This window comes from Pseudomonas spartinae, assembly GCF_965197125.1.
Lineage (GTDB): Bacteria > Pseudomonadota > Gammaproteobacteria > Pseudomonadales > Pseudomonadaceae > Aquipseudomonas > Aquipseudomonas composti_A.
Window position 1 is genome coordinate 300,329 of sequence record NZ_CBDAMB010000005.1, and the last position, 23,340, is coordinate 323,668.

The 23,340-nt window shown below is 62.8% G+C and carries 27 protein-coding genes; 19 read left to right on the forward strand and 8 right to left on the reverse strand.

What is annotated here, in order from left to right; all coding sequences use genetic code 11:
* Nucleotide 1: 1 nt before the first annotated feature.
* From ACN8M7_RS14065 to ACN8M7_RS14095, 7 genes are all read left to right on the forward strand, one after another.
* A complete protein-coding gene (locus tag ACN8M7_RS14065) occupies nt 2-1,132 on the forward strand; it encodes a protein-glutamate methylesterase/protein-glutamine glutaminase (RefSeq protein ID WP_490261145.1) in 1,131 nt (376 codons plus the stop codon).
* A 25-nt stretch (nt 1,133-1,157) separates the two neighbouring features.
* Nucleotides 1,158-1,898, forward strand: coding sequence for a flagellar motor protein (locus ACN8M7_RS14070; protein WP_490261146.1), 741 nt, complete (start codon nt 1,158-1,160; stop codon nt 1,896-1,898).
* A gap of 12 nt (nt 1,899-1,910) precedes the next feature.
* The gene (motD, locus tag ACN8M7_RS14075; protein WP_061241353.1) at nt 1,911-2,720 is read left to right on the forward strand and encodes a flagellar motor protein MotD; all 810 of its coding nucleotides are present in this window, start codon (nt 1,911-1,913) and stop codon (nt 2,718-2,720) included.
* Between the two features lie 82 nt (nt 2,721-2,802).
* Nucleotides 2,803-3,591, forward strand: a complete 789-nt coding sequence (locus ACN8M7_RS14080) for a ParA family protein (protein ID WP_061241351.1) — start codon at nt 2,803-2,805, stop codon at nt 3,589-3,591.
* An 86-nt stretch (nt 3,592-3,677) separates the two neighbouring features.
* On the forward strand, nt 3,678-4,502 hold the full coding sequence (locus ACN8M7_RS14085) for a CheW domain-containing protein (RefSeq protein ID WP_490261147.1): 825 nt from the start codon (nt 3,678-3,680) through the stop codon (nt 4,500-4,502).
* Between the two features lie 95 nt (nt 4,503-4,597).
* On the forward strand, nt 4,598-5,077 hold the full coding sequence (locus ACN8M7_RS14090) for a chemotaxis protein CheW (protein ID WP_003243242.1): 480 nt from the start codon (nt 4,598-4,600) through the stop codon (nt 5,075-5,077).
* A gap of 3 nt (nt 5,078-5,080) precedes the next feature.
* Entirely contained in the window at nt 5,081-5,503 is a 423-nt protein-coding gene (locus ACN8M7_RS14095) for a DUF2802 domain-containing protein (protein ID WP_490261148.1), read from the forward strand.
* A 205-nt stretch (nt 5,504-5,708) separates the two neighbouring features.
* Here ACN8M7_RS14095 and ACN8M7_RS14100 read toward each other — a convergent pair whose 3' ends face one another.
* Both ACN8M7_RS14100 and fliK read right to left on the reverse strand, forming a co-directional pair.
* Nucleotides 5,709-6,053: an EscU/YscU/HrcU family type III secretion system export apparatus switch protein gene (locus tag ACN8M7_RS14100; RefSeq protein ID WP_490261149.1), complete on the reverse strand. Its 345-nt coding sequence runs from the start codon at nt 6,051-6,053 to the stop codon at nt 5,709-5,711.
* The gene (fliK, locus tag ACN8M7_RS14105) at nt 6,050-7,591 is read right to left on the reverse strand and encodes a flagellar hook-length control protein FliK (protein ID WP_490261150.1); all 1,542 of its coding nucleotides are present in this window, start codon (nt 7,589-7,591) and stop codon (nt 6,050-6,052) included. Before fliK ends, ACN8M7_RS14100 begins: the two co-directional genes overlap by 4 nt.
* Before the next feature lie 229 nt (nt 7,592-7,820).
* Here fliK and ccmA point away from each other — a divergent pair, with 229 nt between their 5' ends.
* The 12 genes from ccmA (at nt 7,821) to ACN8M7_RS14165 (ending at nt 16,411) form a co-directional block, all read left to right on the forward strand.
* Nucleotides 7,821-8,465 carry a cytochrome c biogenesis heme-transporting ATPase CcmA gene (gene ccmA / locus ACN8M7_RS14110; protein WP_490261151.1) on the forward strand — a complete coding sequence of 215 codons (645 nt, stop codon included), beginning with the start codon at nt 7,821-7,823 and terminating at the stop codon, nt 8,463-8,465.
* Nucleotides 8,462-9,133 (forward strand): heme exporter protein CcmB, encoded by a 672-nt coding sequence (ccmB, locus tag ACN8M7_RS14115; RefSeq protein WP_037002833.1) that lies wholly within the window; start codon nt 8,462-8,464, stop codon nt 9,131-9,133. Before ccmA ends, ccmB begins: the two co-directional genes overlap by 4 nt.
* 65 nt (nt 9,134-9,198) lie before the next feature.
* A complete protein-coding gene (locus ACN8M7_RS14120; protein ID WP_061241339.1) occupies nt 9,199-9,954 on the forward strand; it encodes a heme ABC transporter permease in 756 nt (251 codons plus the stop codon).
* A complete protein-coding gene (gene ccmD, locus ACN8M7_RS14125) occupies nt 9,951-10,127 on the forward strand; it encodes a heme exporter protein CcmD (protein ID WP_037002829.1) in 177 nt (58 codons plus the stop codon). The genes ACN8M7_RS14120 and ccmD overlap by 4 nt, the downstream gene beginning before the upstream one ends.
* Nucleotides 10,124-10,612, forward strand: coding sequence for a cytochrome c maturation protein CcmE (ccmE, locus tag ACN8M7_RS14130; RefSeq protein WP_061241337.1), 489 nt, complete (start codon nt 10,124-10,126; stop codon nt 10,610-10,612). The genes ccmD and ccmE overlap by 4 nt, the downstream gene beginning before the upstream one ends.
* A complete protein-coding gene (locus ACN8M7_RS14135; protein ID WP_490261152.1) occupies nt 10,609-12,582 on the forward strand; it encodes a heme lyase CcmF/NrfE family subunit in 1,974 nt (657 codons plus the stop codon). Before ccmE ends, ACN8M7_RS14135 begins: the two co-directional genes overlap by 4 nt.
* Complete coding sequence (locus ACN8M7_RS14140) at nt 12,579-13,118, forward strand: DsbE family thiol:disulfide interchange protein (RefSeq protein WP_490261153.1); 540 nt, start codon at nt 12,579-12,581, stop codon at nt 13,116-13,118. The genes ACN8M7_RS14135 and ACN8M7_RS14140 overlap by 4 nt, the downstream gene beginning before the upstream one ends.
* Nucleotides 13,115-13,603: a cytochrome c-type biogenesis protein gene (locus ACN8M7_RS14145; protein WP_061241330.1), complete on the forward strand. Its 489-nt coding sequence runs from the start codon at nt 13,115-13,117 to the stop codon at nt 13,601-13,603. The genes ACN8M7_RS14140 and ACN8M7_RS14145 overlap by 4 nt, the downstream gene beginning before the upstream one ends.
* Nucleotides 13,600-14,811 (forward strand): c-type cytochrome biogenesis protein CcmI, encoded by a 1,212-nt coding sequence (gene ccmI / locus ACN8M7_RS14150; RefSeq protein WP_490261154.1) that lies wholly within the window; start codon nt 13,600-13,602, stop codon nt 14,809-14,811. Before ACN8M7_RS14145 ends, ccmI begins: the two co-directional genes overlap by 4 nt.
* Nucleotides 14,808-15,134, forward strand: coding sequence for a hypothetical protein (locus ACN8M7_RS14155; protein ID WP_490261155.1), 327 nt, complete (start codon nt 14,808-14,810; stop codon nt 15,132-15,134). The genes ccmI and ACN8M7_RS14155 overlap by 4 nt, the downstream gene beginning before the upstream one ends.
* Before the next feature lie 180 nt (nt 15,135-15,314).
* Nucleotides 15,315-15,818, forward strand: a complete 504-nt coding sequence (locus tag ACN8M7_RS14160) for a DUF6630 family protein (protein WP_231740181.1) — start codon at nt 15,315-15,317, stop codon at nt 15,816-15,818.
* Nucleotides 15,819-15,916: 98 nt separating this feature from the next.
* Nucleotides 15,917-16,411: a hypothetical protein gene (locus tag ACN8M7_RS14165; RefSeq protein ID WP_490261156.1), complete on the forward strand. Its 495-nt coding sequence runs from the start codon at nt 15,917-15,919 to the stop codon at nt 16,409-16,411.
* Between the two features lie 116 nt (nt 16,412-16,527).
* Here the strand turns inward: ACN8M7_RS14165 and ACN8M7_RS14170 are convergent, their stop codons facing one another.
* The 6 genes from ACN8M7_RS14170 to ACN8M7_RS14195 form a co-directional block, all read right to left on the reverse strand.
* On the reverse strand, nt 16,528-17,985 hold the full coding sequence (locus ACN8M7_RS14170) for an SLC13 family permease (protein ID WP_490261157.1): 1,458 nt from the start codon (nt 17,983-17,985) through the stop codon (nt 16,528-16,530).
* Between the two features lie 83 nt (nt 17,986-18,068).
* Nucleotides 18,069-18,935 (reverse strand): ion transporter, encoded by an 867-nt coding sequence (locus ACN8M7_RS14175; RefSeq protein ID WP_490261158.1) that lies wholly within the window; start codon nt 18,933-18,935, stop codon nt 18,069-18,071.
* Nucleotides 18,936-19,355: 420 nt separating this feature from the next.
* Nucleotides 19,356-19,718, reverse strand: coding sequence for a cupin domain-containing protein (locus tag ACN8M7_RS14180; protein WP_061241308.1), 363 nt, complete (start codon nt 19,716-19,718; stop codon nt 19,356-19,358).
* 194 nt (nt 19,719-19,912) lie between these two features.
* Nucleotides 19,913-20,302 carry a hypothetical protein gene (locus tag ACN8M7_RS14185; RefSeq protein ID WP_490261159.1) on the reverse strand — a complete coding sequence of 130 codons (390 nt, stop codon included), beginning with the start codon at nt 20,300-20,302 and terminating at the stop codon, nt 19,913-19,915.
* Nucleotides 20,303-20,414: 112 nt separating this feature from the next.
* Nucleotides 20,415-22,307: a PhoX family protein gene (locus ACN8M7_RS14190; protein WP_490261160.1), complete on the reverse strand. Its 1,893-nt coding sequence runs from the start codon at nt 22,305-22,307 to the stop codon at nt 20,415-20,417.
* Between the two features lie 89 nt (nt 22,308-22,396).
* Entirely contained in the window at nt 22,397-23,311 is a 915-nt protein-coding gene (locus ACN8M7_RS14195; RefSeq protein ID WP_490261161.1) for an urea transporter, read from the reverse strand.
* Between the last annotated feature and the right edge of the window lie 29 nt (nt 23,312-23,340).

The window sequence follows — 23,340 nt, forward strand, 5'->3', positions numbered from 1 at the left end:
TATGGCTGTTAAGGTTCTGGTGGTGGACGACTCCGGTTTCTTCCGCCGGCGCGTTTCGGAAATTCTGTCTGCTGACCCCAGCATTCAGGTCGTGGGCACGGCCACCAACGGGCGCGAGGCCATCGATCAGGCGCTGGCACTCAAGCCAGACGTGATCACCATGGATTACGAGATGCCGATGATGGACGGCATCACCGCAGTACGAAACATCATGCAGCGTTGCCCGACTCCGGTCTTGATGTTCTCCTCGCTCACCCATGAAGGCGCCCGCGTTACGCTCGATGCGCTGGATGCCGGTGCGGTGGATTTCCTGCCGAAGAACTTCGAAGACATCTCGCGCAATCCCGAGAAGGTCAAGCAGATGCTGTGCGAGAAGGTCCACAGCATCGCCCGCAGCAATCGTCGTTTCAGCTCCGCTGCAGTGGCGCCGACCGCAGCCAGCCCGAGTGCGGCGCCGACTAGTCGTCCAGCCGTTTCGACGCGGCCGGCTGCTCCGGCGCCCACCGCTGCTGCACGTCCAGCGGTCTCGGCCGGTGGCGCAGCTCCTGTATCGCCAGCGCCCAAGCGCAAGGCCTACAAGTTGGTGGCCATCGGCACCTCCACGGGCGGTCCGGTGGCGCTGCAGCGGGTGTTGACTCAGTTGCCGGGCAATTTCCCGGCGCCACTGGTGCTGATCCAGCATATGCCCGCCGCGTTTACCAAGGCCTTCGCCGAGCGCCTGGACAAGCTATGCCGCATTCAGGTCAAGGAGGCCGAGGACGGCGATGTCCTGCGTCCCGGGCTCGCGCTGCTGGCGCCTGGCGGCAAGCAGATGATGGTCGACGCGCGTGGCGTGGTGAAGATTCTGCCCGGTGACGAGCGTCTCAACTACAAACCCTGCGTTGATATCACCTTTGGCTCTGCCGCCAAATCCTACGGCGACAAGGTTCTTGCCGTGGTGCTGACCGGTATGGGCGCCGATGGCCGCGAGGGTGCGCGCCTGCTCAAGCAGGGTGGCAGTCAGGTATGGGCGCAGGATGAAGCCAGTTGCGTGATCTATGGCATGCCCATGGCGGTGGTCAAGGCCAACCTGGCCGATGCGGTTTACGGTCTGGATGACATCGGTCGGCACCTGACCGAGGCGTGCCAGTGACCAAGGCTAAGTGTGGAACCTGCGCATGGATGTATTGAGCCTAATCGGCGTCATCCTGGCGTTCGTTGCCATTCTGGGTGGCAATTACCTTGAAGGGGGCAACGCCGGGGCGCTGCTCAACGGCCCGGCGGCGCTGATCGTCATTGGCGGTACGCTGGGCGCCGCTTTTCTCCAGGCGCCGGTGCAGGTGTTCAAGCGCGCCATGGGGATTGTGCGCTGGATCTTCTTCCCGCCACGCATCGATCTGGTGGGCGGCATCAATCGCGTGGTCGGTTGGAGCATGGTGGCGCGCAAGGAGGGCCTGCTGGGTCTGGAGGCAGTGGCTGATGCCGAGCCCGATCCGTACGCGCGCAAGGGCTTGCAGTTGCTGGTCGACGGCGCCGAGCCTGAGTCCATTCGCAGCATCCTCGAGGTCGATCTCTACACCCAGGAGGCGCGCGATATCCAGGCGGCCAAGGTGTTTGAGAGCATGGGCGGCTACGCTCCGACCATCGGTATCATTGGCGCGGTAATGGGCCTGATTCACGTGATGGGCAATCTGGCCGACCCGAGCATGCTCGGTAGCGGTATTGCCGTGGCCTTCGTCGCCACCATCTACGGCGTCGGTTTCGCCAACCTGCTGCTGTTGCCGGCGGGCAACAAGCTCAAGTCCATCGCGCTGCGCCAGTCGCGTTATCGCGAGATGCTTCTCGAAGGCATCCTGTCCATCGCCGAGGGTGAAAACCCACGTTCCATCGAGCTGAAGCTGCAAGGCTTCATGGACTGATGGAGGTATGGCATGGCGCGCAGGCGGCATCATGAGGAACACGAGAATCACGAGCGTTGGCTGGTTTCCTACGCCGACTTCATCACCTTGTTGTTCGCCTTCTTCGTGGTGATGTATTCGATCTCCTCGATCAACGAAGGCAAGTACAAGATTCTCTCGGAGTCTCTGACCGGTGTATTCAATCAGCCTGATCGCTCGATCAAGCCGATTCCCGTTGGTGAGGAGCGACCTCGCACCAGTGAGCCCGACAACACCGCGCTCGACGATCCCAGTTCGGATTCCACCTTGCAAAACATTGCCTCCAGTGTGCGAGAGGCATTTGGTGAGTTGATCCAGAGCGATCAGCTGACCGTGCGTGGCAACGAGATGTGGATCGAAATCGAGCTGAGCTCCAGCCTGCTGTTTCCCAGCGGCGATGCGATCCCGAACAATCAGGCATTCGATATTATCGAGAAGGTCGCCAAGATTCTGGCGCCTTATCAGAACCCGGTTAAGGTCGAGGGATTTACCGACAATCTACCGATCCAGACTGCCCAGTATCCAACCAACTGGGAGCTGTCTTCGGCGCGTGCGTCGAGCATCGTGCGCATGCTCGCCATGGATGGTGTCGACCCCTCACGTCTGGCGGCCGTAGGCTATGGTGAGTTCCAGCCGGTAGCCGACAATGCCACAGCGGAGGGCAGGGGGCGAAACCGCCGCGTGGTATTGGTGATTTCGCGCAATCTCGACACGCGACGTAGCGCTGGCAGTGCCGCGACTCAGCAGTCGGGAGCTGGCACGCAACCTGCACCGGCGTCTGCGTCGGGGGTTCCACAGTCGTGAGCCGTCAAATCCCAGTCGCCTGCTGCGTGCGTGCGACAGCCATTCTCGGCCTGAGCGCCTCTTGCCGGGAGGATGAGAGAAGATGAAAGTCTGGGCAGTAGCCAATCAGAAAGGTGGGGTCGGCAAGACCACTACCTCCATCGCCCTGGCAGGCCTGTTGGCCGATGCCGGCAAGCGTGTGGTCGTGGTCGATCTTGACCCGCATGGGTCGATGACCAGTTATTTCGGTCATGATCCCGATACGCTGGAGCACAGTTGCTTCGACTTGTTCCTGCACCAGGGCAACGTGCCGCAGGGCCTGCCCAAGCAGCTGTTGCACGGTACCAGCCACGAGAATATCTCCCTGTTGCCGTCGAGCACGGCGCTGGCCACGCTCGAACGTCAGTCGCCGGGGCAGAGCGGCCTGGGCCTGGTGATCGCCAAGAGCCTGGCGCAGCTGTGGGAGGATTTCGATCACGCCATCATCGATAGCCCGCCACTGCTTGGCGTACTGATGGTCAATGCCTTGGCGGCCAGTCAGCAGCTGGTGATCCCGGTGCAGACCGAGTTTCTCGCGGTGAAGGGGCTGGAGCGCATGATCACCACGCTGGCGATGATCAATCGTTCGCGCAAGCAGGCCTTGCCTTACACCATCGTACCGACGTTGTTCGACCGTCGTACCCAGGCGTCCATGAGCACGCTGCGGGTGCTGCGCAATTCCTATCCTGAACACCTGTGGCCGGCTTACATTCCGGTCGACACGCGCTTGCGCGATGCCAGTCGGGCGGGGCGCACGCCTTCGCAGTTCGATGCCGGCAGCCGTGGCGTGATTGCCTACAGGGCGCTGCTCAAGCACCTGCTCAGCCATCAGCCTGCGACGCAGGTGGCCTGAAATGCGCGTCTGTGTTGAACTGCGTCACTCAAGTTGGAGCATGCTGCGGCCGATAGGCTGTAAAGATCTTATCCCGGGTTTCAGTCATGAGTCGTAACCTCGCCACTGCCACGCGTTCCCAGCTCGCCCTGCAGTCCTATCTCGATGGTCTGCTGCAGGATGCCGCTGCTGAACTGGAAATGTCCGTCAGTCTCGACGAGTTCGAGGCCGCAGTGCTTGAGGAGCAGGTGCGTGATGCCAGGCTGCTCGAACCCGTAGCACCTGTTGTGGCCCCGGTTGCCCTGGCCACGGTGCTCGAGTCGCAGGCGCCGGTGCAGGTTGCTCCAGTGGAGTTGCTGGCACCGGTACAGGCCCCTGTCGTCGAACAGGCGCCGCCGGAGGTCGCCACGACCGCTGAACAGGCGCCGCAACCAGCCGCCTTGCTGGCCGATGGTCGTCCGGCCTGGGCCGAGGAGCCCTTCGAGTGCCTGTTGTTCGACGTTGCCGGGCTGACCCTTGCCGTGCCACTGATCTGCCTGGGTTCGATCTATCCGCTCGAAGGCCAGGAACTGACTCCGCTGTTCGGTCAGCCGGAGTGGTTCCTCGGTATTCTGCCGAGCCAGGCCGGTAACCTGAAGGTGCTGGACACGGCGCGCTGGGTGATGCCGGACCGTTACCGCGAAGACTTCCGCGAGGGCCTGCAGTACGTGATCTCGGTTCAGGGCTACGAGTGGGGGCTGGCAGTGCATCAGGTCAGCCGCTCGATCCGCCTCGACCCAAGCGAGGTCAAATGGCGCAGTCAGCGGGCGCAGCGCCCCTGGTTGGCCGGCACGGTGATCGAACACATGTGCGCGTTGCTGGACGTGGAGGCGCTGGCCGAACTGATCGCCAGTGGTGGCGCGAAACGCCTGAATGGCGGAAAAGTGCATTGAGAATTGGTGAGCCTGTGCCAACCGGCTCTATAGTTAATGATAAGCGGGTCGACCCGCGCATGCCGCACTGAGCGGTTTTTGACGAGGCTAGGGACATGAAGAAAAGTTCTGCACAAGGTGCCGAAGATCCGATTCTGCAGTGGGTGACCTTTCGCCTGGACAACGAGACCTACGGCATCAACGTGATGCAGGTACAGGAAGTCCTGCGCTACACCGAGATTGCTCCGGTGCCGGGTGCGCCGAGCTATGTGCTGGGCATCATCAACCTGCGCGGCAACGTGGTCACCGTGATCGATACCCGTCAGCGTTTTGGCCTGGGTTCGGCGCCGGTTACCGACAACACCCGCATCGTCATCATCGAGGCAGACAAGCAGGTGGTGGGCATCCTGGTCGATAGCGTGGCTGAAGTGGTGTACCTGCGTCAGTCCGAGATCGAGACGGCACCGAACGTTGGTAACGACGAGTCGGCCAAGTTCATCCAGGGCGTGTGCAACAAGAATGGCGAACTGCTGATCCTGGTTGAGCTGGACAAGATGATGTCCGAGGAAGAGTGGTCGGAGCTGGAGAGCATCTGAGCCATGTCCGAGTTTGCCATGCTTGCCGCGGCCCTGGCCTTCGTGGCGCTGCTATGCGTGGCATTGGGCATCGCCTGCAATGGCCTGTACCGGAACCAGCAGCGCCTGCTGGCTGAGCAGGCCAAGCGCGACGCCGTGCGCGACGCGCGGATCAAGGAGCTGAACAAGCGGCTGGATGCTTACCTGACCGGCAGCATTCGCATGGGTGAAGAGCTGCATGAGCTGCGCCGAGTGGTGGCGCCGCTACCGGACAAGGTGAGCCAGATCGAGCAGCGCGACCCCAGCAGTCTGTCCTTCACTCAGGCCGCTCGCCTGGTAGGCATGGGCGCCAGTGTCGACGATCTCACCCAGTCCTGCGGCCTGAGTACGGCCGAGGCCGAGCTGATCAGTCGGCTGCACAAGCCCAAAGCGGGGCAGTCGCGCTAGCGGCCCGGCCCTGACGCTCTGTCGAGCACCTCGTCAGGGCCGCTGAGTCACCGATCGTTCGCCTGGCCGATCATTGCCGGGCTTTTGCTCTGCACTCTTGAATCCGTGAAATTCTGCAATAGTCGCCCGTGCCGCGTGCAGTCCATTGCATTCTGGCTATCCGTCCGTACAGGCGTTACGCCAGGGCCTGGCGAGCGACTGATACTCAGTGGGTCGGGCCCTTGAGCAACGGCAGCGGCGGGGTGACGTCGCGCTCGGCATCCGCCGTAAAGCCGGGCGGTGTCTTGCCCTGGAGGTACCAGGCGAAGGCGATGATTTCGGCAATGCAGCGATACAGTGATTCTGGAATCGCATCACCGAGTTCCAGGCGCGCGAGCAGGCGTACCAGTTCAGCGTTCTCGTAGATCGGGACTTCGTATTCACGGGCAATGGCGAGAATGGCTTCAGCCAGTTCGTCATCGCCTTTGGCGCTGAGTACAGGGGCGCTCTGCCCGTCGTAATTGAGGGCGATGGCTTGGCGGGCCTGAGGTTGCTGCTGCTTGCGGCTCATGCGGTTTCATCCACCCAGCGTTGCTCCAGCGAGGTTTTTGGCCCCTGTGGGGGCATGCCCTGGCTGCAGGCCAGCTCGCCCACTTCCAGACCTGCGGCCTGCAGACGCTCACGCAGGTTGCCCAGTTCGGCGCTGATCAGCGATGCCGTGTCGGCACGCTCGGCCCAGAGCTGGCTGGACAGGCTGCCGCGCAGCAGCTGCGCACGAACCTGCAGCGGGCCAAGGTGAGCGAGGTCGAAGGCCAGATCGATCCGCCACAGTGGTTCCTTGGTTTCGTTCTTCTCGCCCTTGGCGTTCTGCTCCTCGCGCTGCAGCTTGATCTGCAGCGGAATCACCTCCTGCTGATGGCGCATCGGCAGTTCCAGCTGCCAGGTGGTCAACTGGTTGCCGTTGGCGTCTACCTGAGTCTGCGCCAGGCTCGACAATTGATGGGTCTGCAGCCTTGATATGGCAGAAGCAGCGAGCTTGAGCAGGGTTTCCAGGTCGGCTTCGCCATCCATGTTCTGCAGCAGCCGCGAGGGCAGGGGGAAGGTCAGGGCCTGCTGGCGGGCCGTGCCGTTGGCATTGACGCCGAGCAGTTGCCTGGCCAGGTTCGGCAGGTTCTGATTGAGCGCGTTCTGCAGCCCGGCCAGGGAGCCAGCGCCGCCAGGCAGCTGCGGGGCCAGTTGTGCGATCAGGCGTAGCAGGTTGGCCTTGAGGTCCTGCGCCAGGCCGCTGGTCTGGCCTTGCAGCAGCTTGGCCTCCAATAGCAGACCGCTGCCCTCGAGTGCCTGTGCCAGGCCCTTGGCGGTACTGAGTTGGCTGCTGTCGGGCAGGGCGCCGAGTAGCTTGTCGACACTGCCGCGCAGCGCCTCGTCAGCACCAGCCAACCCTTGCAGGCCTTTGAAGAGGCCCTCCAGCGAGGCCTGGCGGTTCTGTTGAGCGGCCAGCTGTTGACCTAGAACCAGCTGGTCCAGGCGGCCACTGAGCGGCAGAAACGCCAGGCTCTGGCTGCCTTGCACCTGGGCGCTGAGCAGGCTGCCGAGCGGCAGGTTCAAGGGGCTGTCGATGGCCAGTTTGTTGCCCGCCAGCGGTGTGTTGAGCAGGTTGACCACCAGGCGATAGATCGTCTGCGCGTTCTGCGCGTTTGGCGCGGGCATTGGGGCGTTGCTGACGACCTTGCCCTGCACCAGCGTGCCGGGTGGCAGCTGCTGCAGGTCGAGCTGGGTCAGGGCCTTGTCGCTACCCGGTTGCAGCAACACGCTCAGGCGCGTATCGGAAAGGGCGGTCACGGTCAGGGCCGTGCCTTGGGCCAGCGGCCTCGAACTGTCGGCCTGCACGGTGGCCTGGCGGCCGCCTTCCAGGGTTAGCTTGAGCAGCAACTGAAAGCTCTGTGCCTGCTCGCGCACGGCTATCACTTCGGCCTTGGCGCTTTCGCCGGCGGCCAGCATGCCTTCCAGCGGTTGCAGCAGGCGCACGGCCATATCGGCGGCCGTCGCCGTGTTACGGATGACGGGAACCGCAGGGGGGAGCGGGCGTGGACTGCTGATTTCGCTCATGGGCTTTGGTGAGGCTCCGTCCTGTGCTGGTGCCGTAGGCTGTACCTTGTGCAGTGGTTTCGACTGCTGGCGCGCATGGCCCAGCCTACGCGATTCACACCCTGTCGAAAATGCTGACTGCGGGGACAGCGGCGCGCCATGTATAATGCCGCCCCGCTGCGCATAGTACCTCCGGCACGCGTCAGTATAGCGGCCGGAGCACCGTCGACTTTAACCCTGCCAGGTATCGATGACCCGTCCCGTTCCCCTTCTAGAAGCCGTGGCGCTCAGCTGTGAGCGGGATTGGCGCATGCTCTTCGAGCAACTGGCCTTTCGTCTCGATGGCGGTGACATGCTGCAGATCAGCGGGCCCAACGGTAGTGGCAAGACCAGTCTGCTGCGGCTGGTCGCCGGCCTGCGCCAGCCGACCTCCGGTGACATCCTGTTGCAGGGCAAGACCTTGTCCGAGCAACGCAGCGAACTGGCGCGCAACCTGCTGTGGATTGGTCATGCCGCTGGCATCAAGGGCTTGCTGACTGCCGAAGAGAACCTGGCCTGGCTCTGCGCGCTGCATCGCCCGGCCAGCCGCGAGGCGATCTGGCAGGCGCTGGAGGCAGTCGGCCTGCGTGGTTTCGAGGACGTCCCCTGTCATACCTTGTCGGCCGGCCAGCAGCGTCGTGTGGCCCTGGCGCGTCTGTACCTTGCCGATACGCCGCCGTTGTGGGTGCTCGATGAGCCCTTCACTGCGCTGGACAAGGGCGGTGTGGCGCAGCTCGAAGCGCATCTGGCCGCCCATTGCGAGCGCGGCGGCGTGGTGGTGCTGACCACCCACCACAGCCTGCAGCACAAGCCGGCGACTTATCGCGATCTGGATCTGGGGCAGTACGCCGCATGAGCAATGTCTTCACTCAGCTGCTGTCGCGCGAGATGCGCCTGTTGGCGCGCCGTCCATCCGACCTGGCCAACCCCCTGGTGTTCTTCGCCATCGTCATCGCCCTGTTTCCGCTGGCGGTGGGGCCGGAGACGCAATTGTTGCAAACCCTTTCTCCCGGCCTGGTCTGGGTGGCGGCGCTTTTGGCCGTGCTGCTCTCGCTGGACGGGCTTTTCCGCAGTGATTTCGAAGATGGCTCGCTCGAACAGTGGGTCCTTTCGTCGCACCCCCTGCCTCTTCTGGTGTTGGCCAAGGTGCTGGCACACTGGCTGTTCAGTGGTCTGGCGCTGGTTTTGCTGGCGCCTTTGCTAGCGCTGATGCTCGGTTTGCCCGGGCGTTGCCTGCCAGTGCTGCTGATATCCCTGCTGCTCGGCACTCCGGTGCTGAGCCTGCTCGGTGCGGTGGGCGCGGCGCTCACCGTCGGTCTCAAGCGCGGCGGTCTGCTGCTGGCGCTGCTGATTCTGCCGCTGTACATCCCGGTGCTGATTCTTGGCAGCGGGGCGTTGCAGGCGGCCCTGCAAGGATTGCCGGCGACCGGTCATCTGTTATGGCTGGCCAGCCTCACTGCTTTGGCGGTGACCCTGACACCTTTTGCGATTGCCGCCGGTCTGACCATCAGCGTCGGCGAATAACAACGAACCGTGACTGACATCTGAACCGGATAACCGCCGGATCAGGCCTGAATAATGAGTCGAGCATGAACTGGACGTGGTTTCACAAATGGGGTTCGCCCAAGTGGTTCTATGAGATGAGCGGCCGCTGGCTGCCCTGGCTCAGCATCGCTGCGGTGTTGCTGATCGTCGCCGGTCTGGTCTGGGGCCTGGCGTTCGCGCCACCGGACTACCAGCAGGGCAACAGCTTTCGCATCATCTACATCCACGTTCCTGCCGCCTTTCTCGCTCAGTCCATCTACGTGATGCTGGCCATTGCCGGCCTGGTTGGTCTGGTGTGGAAGATGAAACTGGCCGACGTCGCGCTGCAGCAAGCTGCGCCCATCGGTGCCTGGATGACCGCCATCGCGCTGTTGACCGGTGCCATCTGGGGCAAGCCGACCTGGGGTACCTACTGGGTCTGGGATGCGCGGCTGACCTCCATGCTGATCCTGCTGTTTCTTTATTTCGGTGTCATCGCCCTGGGCAATGCCATCAGCAACCGCGACAGCGCTGCCAAGGCTTGCGCGGTACTGGCCATCGTCGGTGTGGTCAACATCCCGATCATCAAGTACTCGGTGGAGTGGTGGAACTCGCTGCACCAGAGCGCCACTTTCAAGATCACCGAAAAGCCGGCCATGCCGGTGGAAATGTGGCTGCCGTTGCTACTCGCGGTGCTGGGGTTCTACTGCTTCTTCGGTGCCGTACTGCTTTATCGCATGCGCCTGGAAGTGCTCAAGCGCGAAGCGCGCAGCAGCTGGGTGAAAGCCGAAGTGCAGAATCTGGTGGAGGGCAAGGCATGAGCTTTTCCTCGTTCTCCGAGTTTCTCGCCATGGGCACCCATGGCGCATATGTCTGGAGCGCCTACGGCATCAGCCTGGCAATCCTGGCATTGAATGTGGCGCTGCCGATTCTGGCCCGTCGCCGTTACCTGCAAGACGAGGCGCGCCGTTTGCGCCGGGAGAAGTCGAAGTGAATCCGGTTCGCAAGAAACGTCTGTACATCATTCTGGCCATCCTCTGCGGCGTCAGCATCGCCGTGGCGCTGGCGCTGACCGCACTGCAGGAGAACATCAACCTGTTCTACACCCCGAGCCAGATCGCCAATGGCGAGGCGCCGGTCGATACGCGCATTCGCGCCGGCGGTCTGGTGGAAGAGGGCTCGCTGAAGCGTTCCGCCGATTCGCTGGAGGTGGACTTCGTCGTCACCGATGGCGCGCACGGTGTGACCATTCGCTACAGCGGCATCCTGCCGGACCTGTTCCGTGAAGGGCAGGGCATCGTCGCCCTCGGTCGGGTCAATGAACAGGGTGTGCTGGTGGCCGACGAGGTGCTGGCCAAGCACGACGAGAACTACATGCCGCCTGAAGTCATGCAGGCACTGGAAAAGAGCGGAATGATGCAGAAGCACAATGAGGCCAAGGCCGCCAAACAGGGTTATCAGCAGGAGAGCGCGCAATGATCCCCGAGCTCGGCCATCTGGCGATGATCCTGGCCCTGTGTCTGTGCCTGGTACAGGCGACTCTGCCGCTGATCGGTGCCTGGCGTGGTGACCACCAGTGGATGAGCCTGGCGCAGCCGGCTGCCTGGGGGCAGTTCGCCTTTCTGCTGTTCTCCTTCCTGTGCCTGACCTATGCCTTCATGGTCGACGATTTCTCCGTCGCCTACGTGGCCAACAACTCCAACACGGCGCTGCCCTGGTACTACAAATTCAGCGCGGTGTGGGGCGCGCACGAAGGTTCCTTGCTGCTGTGGGCATTGATCCTGGCTGGCTGGACCTTCGCCGTGGCAATCTTCTCGCGCCACCTGCCGGAAGAGATGCTCGCCCGCGTGCTGTCGGTGATGGGCATGATCAGCGTCGGCTTCCTGCTGTTTCTGATCGTCACTTCCAACCCCTTCGAGCGCCTGCTGCCGAATGCTCCGACCGATGGTCGCGACCTCAACCCCTTGTTGCAGGACTTCGGCCTGATCGTGCATCCGCCGATGCTGTACATGGGCTACGTCGGTTTCTCCGTGGCCTTCGCCTTCGCCATTGCCGCGCTGCTCGGCGGTAAACTCGACGCCGCCTGGGCGCGCTGGTCGCGGCCCTGGACCATCATCGCCTGGGCCTTCCTCGGCATCGGTATTGCCCTCGGCTCCTGGTGGGCCTACTACGAGCTCGGCTGGGGCGGCTGGTGGTTCTGGGACCCGGTAGAGAATGCCTCCTTCATGCCCTGGCTGGTGGGCACCGCGCTGATTCACTCGCTGGCGGTGACCGAGAAACGTGGCGTGTTCAAGAGCTGGACCGTACTGCTGGCCATCGCCGCGTTCTCCCTCAGCCTGCTCGGGACCTTCCTGGTGCGCTCCGGCGTGCTGACCTCGGTACATGCTTTTGCCACGGATCCGGAGCGCGGCGTGTTCATCCTCGCCTTCCTGCTGGTGGTGGTCGGCGGCTCGCTGGCGTTGTTCGCCGTGCGGGCACCGGTGGTCAGGAGTCAGGTCGGTTTTGGCCTGTGGTCGCGTGAAACGCTGCTGCTGGTCAACAACATTGTGTTGGTGGTTTCGGCCGCGATGATCCTGCTCGGTACCCTCTACCCGCTGGTGCTCGATGCCCTGACCGGCGCCAAGCTGTCGGTCGGCCCGCCTTATTTCAACGCGCTGTTCCTGCCGTTGATGGCGCTGCTGATGGCGGTGATCGCTGTCGGTGTACTGGTGCGCTGGAAGGACACCCCGCTGACTTGGCTGGGGCGCATGCTCGCTCCGGTGCTGATCGCCAGCGTAGTGCTGGCGCTGATCGCCACCTTCGTGCATGGCGATTTCCACTGGGCTGTGCTGGCGGTCTGCCTGCTGGCCTTCTGGGTGGTGTTGGCCGGGGGGCGCGACATTCTCGACAAGACGCGCCACAAGGGCCTGATCAAGGGCCTGCCGAGCCTGACCCGCAGCTACTGGGGCATGCAGATGGCACACCTGGGGTTTGCCGTATGCGCCCTGGGTGTGGTGCTCACCAGCCTGGGCAGCTACGAGCGCGACCTGCGCATGGCGCCGGGTGAATCGGTGGAACTGGCGGGCTATCGCTTCCAGTTCGAAGGCGCGGTGCACCACGAAGGGCCCAATTTCATCTCCGACAAGGGGACGGTGCGGGTCTTCGATGGCGAGCGGCAGATCAAGGTGCTGCACCCGGAGAAGCGTCTGTACACCGTGCAGCAGTCGACCATGACCGAGGCGGGCATCGACGCCGGTTTCACCCGCGATCTGTTCGTTGCCTTGGGGGAGCCGCTGGAGCAGGGCGCCTGGGCCGTGCGCATTCATATCAAACCCTTCGTGCGCTGGATCTGGCTCGGCGGTCTGTTGATGGCCTTCGGCGGCTTCCTCGCCGCGGCTGACAAGCGCTACCGGATCAAGGTCAGAACCCGCGTGCGCGAAGCCCTGGGCATGCAGGAGGCCAACGCATGAGACGTTTGCTGCTGCTGTTGCCGCTGCTGGCCTTTCTGGCGATTGCCGTGTTCCTTTATCGCGGCCTGTTCCTCGACCCGTCCGAGCTGCCTTCGGCTTTGATCGGCAAGCCGTTTCCGGCCTTCAGCCTGCCCTCGGTAACCGATCCGTCGCGCACCCTGACCCAGGACGATCTCAAGGGTAAGCCGGCGCTGGTCAACGTCTGGGCCACCTGGTGCCCGGCCTGCCGGCACGAGCACCCGGTACTGAACAAACTGGCCGAAGCCGGCGTGGTGATCCACGGCATCAACTACAAGGATCAGCTCGAGCCGGCGCAGAAGTGGCTGCGTGACCTGCACAACCCCTACCAGCTCAATATCGAGGATGCCAAAGGCAGCCTCGGTCTGGACCTGGGCGTGTACGGTGCGCCGGAAACCTTCTTCATTGACGCCAAGGGCATCATTCGTCACAAGTACGTCGGCGCCATCGACGAGCGCATCTGGCGTGAGCAACTGGCGCCGGTCTATCAGCAACTGGTCGACGAGGCCCAGCCATGAAGCGTTTGCTGATTTCCGCCGGTCTGGCGCTGGGCCTGTTGGCCAGCGCGCATGCCGCCATCGATACCTTCGAGTTTGCCAACGAGGCTGAACGCCAGCGTTATCGCAACCTGGTCGAAGAGCTGCGTTGCCCGAAGTGCCAGAACCAGAACATCGCCGACTCCGATGCGCCGATCGCCATGGACCTGCGCAACGAGATCTACCGCATGCTCGAAGCGGGCAAGAGCAATGATGAGATCATCGATTTCCTGGTCGCGCGTTACGGTGACTTCGTGCTCTACAAACCGCCGCTGACCAGTCGCACGCTGCTGCTCTGGTACGGCCCTGCCGGCCTGCTGGTGCTGGGTTTTGGCGTGCTAGGGGTGATCGTCCTGCGCCGTCGTGGGCAGCAGAAAAACCGTTCGGCCGTAGGCCTCTCCGTCGATGAGCAGGCGCGCCTCGCCGCACTGCTCGACCAAGCCTCTCAGGACAAGAAAGACCGATGATCGATTTCTGGTTGCCCGCCGGGCTGCTGTTGCTGACCGCCCTGGCGTTTCTGCTGATTCCGGTGCTGCGCATTCGCAAGCTGCAGGCCGAAGAAGACCGCACCGCACTCAATGTCACTCTCTATCAGGAGCGCCTGCAGGAGCTGGAAGTCCAGCGCCAGGCTGGCGTGCTCGATGATGCGCAGCTGGAGGCCGGTCGCGCCGAGGCCGCGCGCGAGCTGCTCGATGACACCGAAGGCGTGCAGCGCCGCAGCAGCGTGCTCGGCGGCAAGATTCCGCTGGTGTCGGCGCTGCTGGTCCCGGTGCTGGGCGTGGCCCTGTACCTGCACTGGGGCGCGCTCGATCAGGTCGAGCAGACCCGTCAGCTGGCGGCCATGCAGCCGCAGAGCATCGAGGAGATGACCGCGCGCCTGGAGCAGACCGTCAAGCAGCAGCCGGATTCGGCCGAAGCCTGGTACTTCCTGGGGCGTACCTACATGGCGCAGGAGCGTGCCGGCGACGCCGCCAAGGCGTTCGAACGCGCCGTGCAGATTGCCGGGCGTGCCCCGGAGCTGCTCGGTCAGTGGGCGCAGGCGCTGTATTTTGCCGAAGGCAAACAGTGGAACGAGCAACTCCAGGCAATCACCGACGAGGCGCTCAAGGCGGACCCGCAGGAGGTCACCAGCCTTGGCCTGCTCGGCATCGCGGCCTATGAAAGTCAGCGCTATGCTGATGCAGTGCGTTACTGGGAGCGCCTGGTCGCCGTGTTGCCGGAGCAGGATCCGTCCCGCGCGGCCATTGTCGGCGGCATCGAACGCGCCCGTCAGCAACTGGGTGAGGGGGAGCAGCCGAGCACGGCTGCAGCGCCGGAGGCCAAGGTGCAGGCGCTGGAGGTCAGCGTGTCGCTGTCGCCCGAGGTGCAGAAGAGCGTGCAGCCGGACGATGCCGTATTCGTCTTCGCTCGCGCCCTCAGCGGCCCGCCGATGCCGCTGGCGGTCAAACGCCTGAAGGTCTCCGACCTGCCGGCGCAAGTCAGCCTCTCCGACGTGGATGCGATGATGCCCGAACTGAAGATTTCCCGATTCGACCAGGTACAGCTGGTCGCCCGCGTTTCCCGCGCTGGCAATGCCACCCAGGGCGAGTGGAGCGGCAAGACCGGCCCAGTTGCCAACACCGCTCGTGACGTGCAGACGCTGTTGATCGACAGCCGCGACGGGCAGGCCCAGTGAAGCGCCTGGTCCTGGTCTGCGCATTCGGGCTTGGCCTCAGTGGCTGCGTTTTGCAGCAGCCGAGTGCGCCGGTGGGTGAGCTGCCGCCGGTGCAGCAGCCATCGCATCCGCGCTATGCGCCACCACCCGGGGTCAAGAGTCATTGGAATCCGGGTCTGGGCGTCTACGTGGTCGAAGGGGCGCGCGACCTGTACTACCGCGAGCGCGTCTTCTATCGCTGGGACGGCGGCTGGAGCTGGTCTTCGCAGGCCGGCGGGCCGTGGCAGGAAACCGACAGCTCGGGCATTCCGCCAGGGCTGTACCGGCACTACCAATCTCGGTGAGGCATCTGTTTTGGCCTTTCAACGGCGCCTCTGGCGCCGTTTTCCATTTATCCGTCAGCCTCTTCTGGATGCACGGCGGTTCACATAGCCGCCTATTCCTCTGCCGTAATGATTGGCTAGTCGCTTCAGCAACTTAAAAGAGTAAGGACACTTCACCTACATAAGCTAAAAGGATAAAGCATGAGTGATGAAGCACTGTTAATTGCTTTGGCGCAAGCCATTCCGGGGTTCTCGGAAAAATATACTGCAGTGCCTGCGGTTGATGAGCGGCAGGGGGAGTATAAGCAACTCTATTGGCTGGATGCACTGTTGGGTGAGCGTTATCTTTGTTATGTCGAATGGAAGGAGTTTGATCCTTGGGGTGTTGATGGATTAAATGCATTGGCACCGGTTCAGCAGGCCGGTATTACCTTGTCTACCGACAGTCTTTATGATGAGCAGGGCTTTCCGGTTCAGGACATCAGTCGTGAAGCGTTCCTGTATGACGCCGGTGGTTTTTATCTGCCGGTGTTGCAGCAGCAATTACAACAGGCCGGGTTGCAATTGCTGGAGGTCGGTATGCTGCAGCGTGATGGCAACGTCTATTTGCATGAAAATCCGCGTTTCATCTGCGTCATCACTGAGCAGCCCAAAATCGAGCAACTCAATCTGCAATTACAACCGCGAGGACTGGTGCTGTGCTGAGATCTTCGTATGTAACCCCCGCTACCGCCGGCCGGTTAGCGATATGTCTGATCATTTTGTTAATTGTCAGCGGTTGTACGTCTCGTTCGGTGCGCTGGATGCACCCGACGCCCTCGAAAGAGCTGTTGTTGAAAGCCATGACTGATCTGCAGGGTCTTCATGTTTACACCGGCCTCGACCGCAGGGATAACAGCCTGTTAAGTCGTGAAGATGTATCGAGAATGCTGGCGGATAACAGCCTGATTACCAGCGAAACCCCCAATTTCATGTTCGTCAGCTTTAGTGGCAATGAAGTCAGCATTGTTGGTTACAACCAGTATTACCGGCCAAAAACGCAGGATTATCGCAGTCCGATGATTTACCGCTATCGCGGGCAGTTAAAGCGCGCTGTTTATAGCTTGCCGCATATGGCGCCAGAGAGTGGCGATTTGAAAGTCACCTCGAAACCGATTGAAAATGTGCAACTGTGGTTGTTGAATGAAAAGAAGACGGTCTATCCGGACTTTAATGGCACGCTGACGTTCAAGTCCTGGAGCGGTGAATATATAGCTGTCAGCGCATTTACCACCCGGAGCTGGGACAGTATTTTTTAAGGCGCTTCGAATAGTTTGGGAAAGGTCCGGTATCAATCGTATCTTCCCCTCGACAAAAGCGACGCACCATAAAAAACGGCGCCCGAAGGCGCCGTTCTTGTTGGTGCGATCCATGCTCAATGCGCCCAGATCATGCCCACCAGTAGGTAGCTGATCACCGTCACCAGCACCACACCGAACAGGTTGAGGGCGAAGCCCGCCCTGATCATCGACTGTATCTTCATGTGCCCGGTGCCGAACACGATGGCGTTGGGCGGCGTCGCCACCGGCATCATGAAGGCGCAGCTGGCGGCGATGGCGGCAGGAATCGCCAGCAGCTCGGCCGGCATGCCCTGCGACACGGCCAGCGCGCCGAGCAGCGGCAGGAAGGCTGCTGCGGTGGCGGTGTTGGAGGTGACTTCGGTGAGGAAGATAATCACCAGCACCACTACGCCGATCATCGCGATGACTGGCAGGGCGCCCAGGGCTCCGAGGCTCTGCGCAATCCATTCGGCCAGGCCGGTGCTGCGAATCACCCCCGCCAGCGACAGGCCGCCGCCGAACAGCAGCAGTACGCCCCAGGGCAGCTTGCTGGCGCTTTCCCAGTTCATCAGGAATACGCGCTGTTTGGTGTCCACCGGAATGATGAACAGCGCCAGTGCCGCGGCGATAGCGATGCTGGTGTCATTGACACCGGGCACCCAATCAGAGATCAACGGCTGGAACACCCAGGCCAGTGCGGTGGCGACGAACACCATGGCCACCAGCTTCTCGCCACGGCTCAGCGGACCGAGTTCGGCCAGTTCGCCGCGAATCAGCTGCGTGCTGTCATGCCCGGCCAGGTTGAAGCCGCCACGGGTCAGCCACCACCAGATGAACGCCAGCATGATCACCGCCACTGGTACGCCGAGCAGCATCCACTGGCCGAAGCCGATCTGCACGTCATAGTTCTCGGCGAGGAAAGCGGCGAGCAGGGCGTTCGGCGGGGTGCCGATCAGCGTGGCGATACCGCCGACACTGGCGGCATAGGCAATCGCCAGCAGCAGTGCAGTGGCGAAGCGTTCACGCTCGGCCTCGCCGGTGTTCTTCTCGCTGGTGAGCATGCCGATCACCGAAAGGCCGATGGGCAGCATCATGATGGTGGTGGCGGTGTTGCTCACCCACATGCTGAGAAAGGCTGTGGCCATCATGAAGCCGGCGATCTGCTTGCTCGGCTTGCTGCCCATGGCCAGCAGCGTCATCAGGGCGATGCGTTTATGCAGGTTCCAGCGCTCCATGGCCAGGCCCAGCACGAAACCACCGAGGAACAGGTAGATGGTCGGGTTGGCGTAGGGCGCAGTGGCGGCATTGAGGCTGTCGATGCCCAACGCCGGGATCAACAGGATCGGCAGCAGCGAAGTGGCCGGGATCGGGATCGCTTCGGTCGACCACCAGGTGGCCATCAGCAGGGTCAGACCGATGGTGGCCCAGGCCGTGCTGGAAAGGCCGGCTGGCGGCTCGGTGACCAGGCAGACGAGCAGTAACAATGGACCCAGAATCAGGCCGATCCAGGCAGCCTTGGCGGGTGCCGTGGATTCATTGGTGGTAACGGCCATGGCGCGCTTCCTTCAGCTAAAAAGTCGGGCTTTATAGCCCACAGGGCGACGTTATGACCACGCGATGGCCGATCGGTTTTGCTTCAGTCTGTTTCAGGCGTGCTTTGCGCCGACGGTGATGGCTCGGCCTGTCTGCTGAACAATGGTCCACCACAACGGCTGCAGAACGCTGCGCTGTGCTCGTGGCGATTCTTGCGGCAGTGCGGGCAGTCGTGCTCCAGCAAGCCGTCCTGGCGCATGGCATTGGCCAGCTCGGCGGTGAAGATGCCGGTCGGTACGGCGATGATCGAGTAACCGGTAATCATCACCATCGTCGCCAGCATCTGGCCCAGCGGGGTCTTCGGCGTGATGTCACCGAAACCCACGGTGGTCAGCGTCACCACTGCCCAGTAGATGCTGGTGGGAATGCTGGTAAAGCCGTGGGCAGGGCCTTCGACCACGTACATCAGCGCACCGAACACTGTGACCAGGGTAGAAACGCTGACCAGAAAGACGACGATCTTCTGCTTGCTGCCACGTAGCGCCACCAGCAGGAAATTGGCCTGGGTCAGGTAGTGGCGCAGCTTGAGCACGCGGAAGATACGCACCATTCGGATGGCCCGGACGATCATCAGGTACTGCGCGTCGACGAACACCAGTGCCAGGATGGCGGGCAGTACGGCCAGCAGGTCGACCAGGCCGAAGAAGCTGAAGGCATAGCGCAGGGGCTTGGGCGAGCAGTACAGGCGCAAGCCATATTCGATCGCGAACAATGCGGTGAAGAACCACTCCAGCGCGCTGAACATGCCTGCGTACTGGTTGTGAAAGCGCTCGATGCTGTCGAGCATCACCACGATCAGACTGGCGAGAATGGCCACCAGCAGCCAGTTGTCGAAACGCTGCGCCGCCGGCGTGCTGGTCTCGAAAATGATGATGTAAAGGCGCTGGCGCCAGGTCTGGTCTTTGGCCACGGCGTGACTCTCCTTGTGATGCGAGGGGCAAGCCTAGGCAGGACGACGCCATGAGGGCAAGTGACAGACCCGTGCGAACGGTGTTTGCCGCTCCCGGCCTCTCTGAAAATTTGACAGTTGTAGTGGTCAACCCCTCCCGGATAGTGGGGTAAGTTTTTCTTCGGAAACGGCGGCAGAGGTCAATAAAAAATAGGTTCCTTTTTTCAAAGCTTGCGTAGGCCTTTTGTAGTGGGCGAGCCCGATCTTCGACCGCCGGGATATAACTGACCAGGCTGGGAATCGCCTCGGCGCTGGTAACGTTTATCGCCAGCAGCAGGTTGAGCGTTGTTTTTTGTGATCTGGCCGGTTGGCCGGCGGTGATGCGTTAGGTCGCCAGCGTGGCGCGATGCTGGCGACGCAGCCTGTAACCTGCTGCCGTTTTCAGTCGACGGCCAGGTAGTGCTTGGTGAAACTGTCGCTCACGACTTCCCAGAGGGTGTTGGTGCCGCTGGCGACGAAGAAGGAATCACCGGCCTTGTAGTGGGCGGTTTCGCCAGTGGCTTCGTTGGTGATCTTCACTTCGCCGAGGGTTACCACTGCCTGCTCGTGGAAGGTGTAGGGCAGGCGGAAGCGGCTGCGGCGCACGCCAAAGTAGCCGGCGCTGACCGACTCGTCCTCGGTGGCGAAGGTGGTCAGGGCGAACATGGCGTTGTCACCTTCGAGCATCTCGACACCGATGTCCTCGAGGGTGCCGGCCAGTTCCAGTTCGTCCAGGGTGATGCCTTGCTTGATGCTGTGCAGCATGTCGTTCTCGCTCGATAAGGGCTGTAGGTCATGCACGCTAGCAGGGTCGGATAACGGAGCCAGTCGTGGCAGCGACATCGGGTACCGGGGAAACGTCTTGCCGCCTGCCTGGTTGAGCGTGCGCGAGCGGTGGATCAGACGCCGCGGAGACGAGGGCAGTTTCTCCTGAAACGCCTCAACAGGCCGTTGTCAGGTTAATCGTCTCCCAGCGACGACTCCTGCCGTGGATCAGCGAGCACGAAGGTCTCGCCGGTGACGGCCGTCAGCCAGCCGGTGCCCATGTTGCGCAGCAGCCAGTGCCATTGGCCGTAGCGACTGGTCAGCGTGCCACTGGCGTAGCAGGGGCCGTAGAGGTACCAGTCGTGTTCCTGGCGGTGAGTGATGACGATGGCGTGGCGCAGGAAGTCGGCGACTTCCTCTGCTGTCACGCTGTATTCCTGGCAGTTGTCCACGGCCGTATTGGGGCCCTGGCTGATCTCGAGGACTTCGATCTGCTCCACCGGCCCGATCACTGTCGTCACTTCACCAGCCAGCAGTGGTGTGGCCAGCAATTGCAGGCTCAGGCCTAGAATCCATCCTTTCATGCGTGCGTCGTCCAGTGGCAGCCTTGCGGCAGGCATCACGACTATAGGGCATTTCTGGTGGTATTAACGACGCGAGCCTGCGCAGGGCTCGCGTCGTATGCCGCTGCCGGCGTCAGGCGCCGATCACGCCGCCGTCTTTACGGGTGATGGTCACCACGCTCGAACGCGGATGCACGCCGGGCTGGTGGTCGGGGAAGGACGAGCCGCCCGCTTCGCCAGGGTGCTGGATGCCGACGAACATCGTGCGGTAGTCCGGCGAGAAGGCCAGGCCGGTGATTTCGCAGCCCACAGGGCCGACCATGAAACGGCGGATCTCGCCGCTTTGCGGGTCGGCGCAGAGCATCTGGTTGTTGCCCATGCCGGCATAGTCGCCCTCGTTGCTGTACTTGCCGTCGGTCTGGATCCACAAGCGACCGCCGCCATCGAAACCGACGCCGTCAGGGCTGTTGAACATGTTGTCGGCGTTGATTGCGTGGCTGCCTGCCTCGGGCGTGCCGGGATGCACCACCGGGTTGCCGGCAACCACGAACAGGTCCCAGGCGAAGGTGTCGGCCGCGGCGTCATCGGCCGCTTCGCGCCAGCGCAGGATCTGCCCGTAGAGGTTGTTGGCGCGCGGGTTGGGGCCGCCGACGGGCTGGCCGTCCTCGCCGCGCTTGCTGTTGTTGGTCAGGGTGCAATAGACCTGGCCGTCCTGCGGGCTGACGGTGATCCACTCGGGGCGATCCATGCGGGTGGCGCCAACCAGGGTACCGGCCTGGCGTGCACGAATCACCACCTCGGCCTGGTCAGCGAAGCCGTTTGCCGCAGTCAGGCCGTTCTTGCCGGCGCTGAGCTCGATCCAGCGGCCCTGGCCGCGCGGCTGGTCGGCGTCGCCATTACCAGCATCGAACTGGGCGACGTACAAGGTGCCGTGGTCGAGGATATGCCGGTTGGCCTTGGCGTCGCTGCGGTTCAGGCGGTCGCGGGTGATGAACTTGTAGATGAACTCGCCACGCTCGTCGTCGCCCATGTACACCACCACGCGGCCATCACGGGTGGTGGTGAGCGCCGCGTTCTCGTGCTTGAAGCGGCCCAGGGCGGTGCGCTTGATCGGCTTGGAGGTTGGGTCGAAGGGGTCGATTTCGACGATCCAGCCGTGGCGGTTCAGCTCGTTCGGGTTCTGGGCCAGATCGAAACGCGGATCGAAGTGGTGCCACTGGTTTTCGCCGCTGTCGTGCTCGACGCTGAAGCGCTTCTGATCGTCGCTGAACTGCAGGTTGGCGTCGTTGCTACCGAAGCAGTCGCTGAAGTTCTCTTCGCAGGTCAGGTAGGTGCCCCACGGGGTCTGACCGCTGGAGCAGTTCTGGAAGGTGCCAAGCACCTCGATGCCGGCCGGGTCGGCCTTGGTCTTGAGCAGGTCGTGACCGCGGGCCGGGCCACTGACTTCGATAGGCAGGTTGCCGTGGATGCGGCGGTTGTAGGGCGAGCCCTGGACGAAGCTCCAGGCACCGTTTTGGCGGCGTACCTCGATCACGGTCACGCCTTCAGCATTCTGCGCCTTGCGCACGTCCTCGGCGGATTTCGGCAGCTCGCCGTGTGGCAGCAGGTAGCGGTAGTTGACGTACTCGTTGTTGATCGCCATCAGTGCGCGATCCGCGTCACCCGGCCAGGGGAAGAGGCTCATGCCGTCGGTGTTGTCGCCGAACTGCAGCAGCTGCTCGGCGGCGCTGTTGCTGCCGTCGCCCTTGAACGCCGGGCCGCCTGCATGTAGCGGCTGGCCCCAGCTGATCAGGGTATTGAACGAATAGCCGGACGGCAGGGTAATGGTGTCGGCGCTGGAGGCGGCGATATTGGCGAAGCCTATCAGCGGGCTGCGGCTGCTGGCACTGACTGCGTCGGCCAGCGCGCTGCGCCCCAGCAGGCCGCCGCCAAGAAACAGAGCGGCGCCAGTCAGAGCGCCCGCGCTGATGAAGCGACGACGGGACAGTGTCAGGCGTTCAAGGTCGGTCAATTGATTGTCATGCATCACGGTAGCTCCTACTTTGGATGCGCAGGACCCTAGGGCAGGGGGATGACAATTGAATGACATCGCGTGGTGGTTTCCCCCTTGAGGGATCAGCTTGTGGGCCTGCGGTTGCGGGCTGTGCGCTGGCAGCTTTGCGCGCCGGCTCTGATCAGCCAACAGGCAAGGATGAAAGGCATGGTCAGGGCGGGCAGGCCAAGGGCGCCGAAGCCCGGCTGCAGCACCAGTGCGAGGAGGACGCCGAAGGCCGGTACCAGCGGGCAGCGGTGGACCTGCGCCAGTGCGATGGCGGCGAGGCTGGCGTTGTAGCCGTACACACCCGCCAGCGCGTCCTCGGCGGGCCAGCCGTAGAACAGGGCCAGGGTTGTGCCGCTAGCGGACCCCAATAGCGCCCACAGTGCCGTGCGCCCATCGGCCAGGCGCAAGCCGATCAACAGGCACAGGCCGGCCAATGGTGAGTCGAGAAAGATGACCTGGCTCAGGCCGCGCAGCACCGCGAGCATCAACTGCAGAACGCTCAGCTCCGGCTGTTCGGGGGCATGGCTGGGCTGCGCAACTGGCAGCTCGAGCTGGACGATCAGTGCCAGCAACAGCCAACCGAGCAGCACGAAGGGAAAGGTGAAAGCAGGCAGCCAGCCATGTATACGCATGCGCTGCATCCAGGGCGCCAGCAATAGGCTGGAGAGGGCTGCGCTGGCGATGATCAGCACGGGCAACAGCGGAGTCCAAGGCAACTTCAGGCTGAGCAGCAGGCCGAGCAGGATGCCGTTGTAGCCGTACAGGCCGATGGCGATGTCCGTAGGCGGGTAACCCCGTCGCTGCGCGATCAGGGTCGAGGACAGGCCGCCGAGCAGCGCGCCAGGTAGCAGATCGGGTGCGCCGATAAGGATGGCCAGCAGCACCAGCAGGCCACAGCCCGGGTGTTGCTGGAGAAATATCTGGGCGAAGCCGCTGAGCAGGGCACGCAGGCTTTGCAGGGTTGGGTGTGAGGTTGGTAGTGGAGGCATGATGTCTGTGCCAAGGGTCCTCTCCCCCA